This is a genomic window from Aromatoleum toluolicum (assembly GCF_012911005.2).
GTDB lineage: Bacteria > Pseudomonadota > Gammaproteobacteria > Burkholderiales > Rhodocyclaceae > Aromatoleum > Aromatoleum toluolicum.
In genome coordinates this window covers 1-3030 of record NZ_WTVS01000159.1, presented here as the reverse complement: position 1 = coordinate 3030, position 3030 = coordinate 1, and the positions used below count along the sequence as shown (strand labels likewise).

Genomic DNA, 3030 nt, shown 5'->3' with positions numbered 1-3030 from the left:
GGGTGGGGGCCTGTCGGGTCGTGCCGAGGGCGGAGCGCCCGACGGGGAAACAAGGCGATGCATGTCTGAGCCCGCAGGGCGAGTTTGCATCGCCGCCCCGGCGGGTGATCCGACCGAGGGAAGGCGCAGGCCACGACCTTCAGGTCCGCACCCCGCCCCCTGCTCCGGCCGGATTACAACCCACGCAGTCTCGCGGCATACTACGAGGATCAGGATCCAACGCCGCGACGCGGCAGACATAATCGCAAGGAAGGAAGTTCATGGCCAACACCGTACTGCTCGACGTCGAAAACCGCGTAGCGACCCTCACGCTGAACCGTCCGGCGCAGCTCAACGCCTTGTCCATCGAGATGATGGAAGACCTGCTGGGCGCCGTACGCAGGTTGCGTGACCTGAAGGATATCGATGTCGTGGTGGTCACCGGGGCCGGCGATCACTTCATGGCCGGTGGCGATCTCAAGGACTTCGCCACCCAGTTCCATCTGGGCCCGCAGGCGCGCATGGTGGCCTTCCGCGCGATCATCGAGAAGCACATCAACCCGGCGGTCGAGATCCTGCAGAACCTGCAGCAACCGGTGATCGCCAAGGTGCGCGGCGCCTGCGCGGGCTTCGGCCTGTCGCTGATGCTGGGCTGCGACCTCGCGCTGTGCGCGGACAGCGCGAAGTTCACGACCGCCTATTCGTCGATCGGCCTGTCCGCCGACGGCGGCATGTCGTGGTTCCTGCCGCGCATCGTGGGACGGCGCAAGGCCGCCGAGCTGCTGTTGCTGGGCGACCGTTTCGATGCCGCCGAGGCCTTGCGCCTGAGCCTCGTCAATCGCGTCGTCGCTGCCGCGGAACTCGACGCCGAAACCGCGGCGCTGGTCGGCCGCCTGCAGAACGGGGCGCGCCACGCCTACGGTGAAATCAAGCGCCTGCTGGCATCGTCGGCGGACGCGAAGATCGAGACCCAGCTGCAGAGCGAGGCCGAGGCCTTCGCGCGCTGCAGTGCGACCGAGGATTTCGTCGAAGGCATCAACGCCTTCCTCGAGAAGCGCAAGCCGGGGTTCCGCGGCGCCTGACAAGCGGGCGCAGCATGCCCCGCTGTGCCCGGCGCGGGGCTCGATGCGTTCAGAGCAGCTTGCAGGCCTCTTCGAAATCGAGCCGCGGGCTGCGCGGGAAGAGCTTCGCCGGGTCACCGTAACCGAGGTTGCACAGGAAATTGGTCTTCACGTGGCTGTCCGGGAAGTATTCCTGGCTGAATTCGCGGTCCGTACCGCCTGAGGCGGGGAAGAATTCATGGTCGACCTTGGCCTGGTCGAAGCCCGACATCGGGCCGCAATCCAGTCCGACGGCGCGCGCGGCCAGGATGAAGTAGGCGCCTTGCAGCGAGCTGTTGCGCCGCGCGGTCACCTCGGCGAGCTCGGGAGTATCGACGAACCACGCGCGGGCGTCGACGTGTGGGAAGAGCTTCGGCAGCATGTCGTAGAAACGGCCGTCGTAGCCGATGATGGCGGTGACCGGTGCGCTGCGCGTCTTCTCGACGTTGCCGGGCGCAAGAGCCGGCAGCAGCCTGGCCTTCGCTTCCGGCGTGCGCAGGAACAGGATACGCGCGGGGCAGCAATTGACGCTCGTCGGGCCCCACTTCATCAGATCGTACAACTCGCGCAGCGTGTCGTCGCTGACCGGTTTGTCCAGCCATTCGTTGTGCGTGCGTGCTTCGCGGAACAGCAGCTTGCGTCCTTCCTCGTTCAGGGTCGAGCTCATCGGTCACTCCCGGTGGTTGGTGGTGCGTGTCAGGGCAGCGGTATGCGTTCCGTTTCGCCGGGCACCGGCGCGAAGCGCTCGGCGCGCCAGTCTTCCTTCGCCAGTTCGATGCGTTCGCGCGTGCTGGCGACGAAGTTCCACCACACGAAGCGCGGACCGTCGAGCGGCTCGCCGCCGAGCAGCATCAGGCGCGTCGGCCCCAGCGCGGCGAGCGTCACGTCGGCGCCGCGGCCGAACACCAGCAGCTGGCCGGGCGGATAGGCCTGGCCGTCGATGCGCACGGCGCCTTGGACGATGTAGGCCGCGCGTTCCTCGTGCTCGGCCGGGATGTGCAGCCGCTGCTGCTCGACGAGGGTGACGTCGGCGTAGAACAGCGGCGAGCGCGTCTCGGCGGGCGAGCGCACGCCGAAGATCTCGCCGGCGATCACGCGGATGCGCATGCCCGGTTCGGTGATGACGGGCAGCTCGGCGGCACCGTGGTGCACGAACGCGGGCGCCGTTTCCTCGTCGCGTGTTGGCAGTCCGACCCACGCCTGCAGGCCGGAAAGCCGCGGTCCGGCGGGGCGCAGCGCGGGCGGCGTGCGCTCGGAATGAACGATGCCGCGGCCGGCGGTCATCCAGTTGAGTTCGCCGGGGCGGATCGGCTGCACGCTGCCTAGGCTGTCGCGGTGCAGGATCTCGCCGTCGAAGAGATAGGTGACGGTCGCCAGCCCGATATGCGGGTGCGGGCGCACGTCGAGGCCGGTGCCGGCGTCGAGCTGCACGGGGCCCATTTGGTCGAGGAACACGAAGGGGCCGACCATGCGCCGCTGCGCCGAGGGCAGCACGCGCAGGACCGTGAAGCCGCCACCGAGGTCGCTCGCACGGGGCACAACGATCGTTTCGACGAGGGGCGGCGTTGCGGTCGTGCGGTCTGTCGTCATGGGGTGAGCCTCGCTGCGATGGGGCCGATGGGGAAAGCGTTCGGGGCGGTGTTCGGGAATCCGTCCGCACGTCAGCGGAAGCGGATGCTTGAAGAGTAGGCGCCGAAGTCGTGGCTCGCCACGCCGTTGCGTTGGGAGCCGACGTACAGCGCAAGCCCCGGCCGGTACTCGACCGTGAGCGTGCCGCCGCGCCGCGGGATCGTGCCGGCATGCACGGCGGCCCGGCACAGGTCGGAGTCCGCCGTATAGGTATCGGTTCCCCAGACGGCACCGTTGTGCGCGTCCTGTTCGCTGCAGGTGCACGTGAATGGTGTCGGCAGCTCGAGATTCACGACCAGCGACTGGGGGCAGGGGCCGGGGT

4 protein-coding genes are annotated in these 3030 nt (G+C 68.4%); 1 reads left to right on the top strand and 3 read right to left on the bottom strand.

What is annotated here, in order from left to right:
- Positions 1-260 precede the first annotated feature (260 nt).
- Positions 261-1061, top strand: a complete 801-nt coding sequence (locus tag GPA27_RS28080) for an enoyl-CoA hydratase/isomerase family protein (protein ID WP_169143698.1) — start codon at positions 261-263, stop codon at positions 1059-1061.
- A 49-nt stretch (positions 1062-1110) separates the two neighbouring features.
- On the opposite strand, the gene GPA27_RS28075 is transcribed toward GPA27_RS28080, so the two are convergent.
- The 3 genes from GPA27_RS28075 to GPA27_RS28065 all read right to left on the bottom strand — a co-directional run.
- A complete protein-coding gene (locus GPA27_RS28075) occupies positions 1111-1746 on the bottom strand; it encodes a malonic semialdehyde reductase (protein WP_169143697.1) in 636 nt (211 codons plus the stop codon).
- 29 nt (positions 1747-1775) lie between these two features.
- Entirely contained in the window at positions 1776-2669 is an 894-nt protein-coding gene (locus GPA27_RS28070; RefSeq protein ID WP_169143696.1) for a pirin family protein, read from the bottom strand.
- Positions 2670-2740: 71 nt separating this feature from the next.
- Positions 2741-3030: LCCL domain-containing protein (locus tag GPA27_RS28065; protein WP_211165301.1), on the bottom strand; the 290-nt coding region annotated here is incomplete at its 5' end.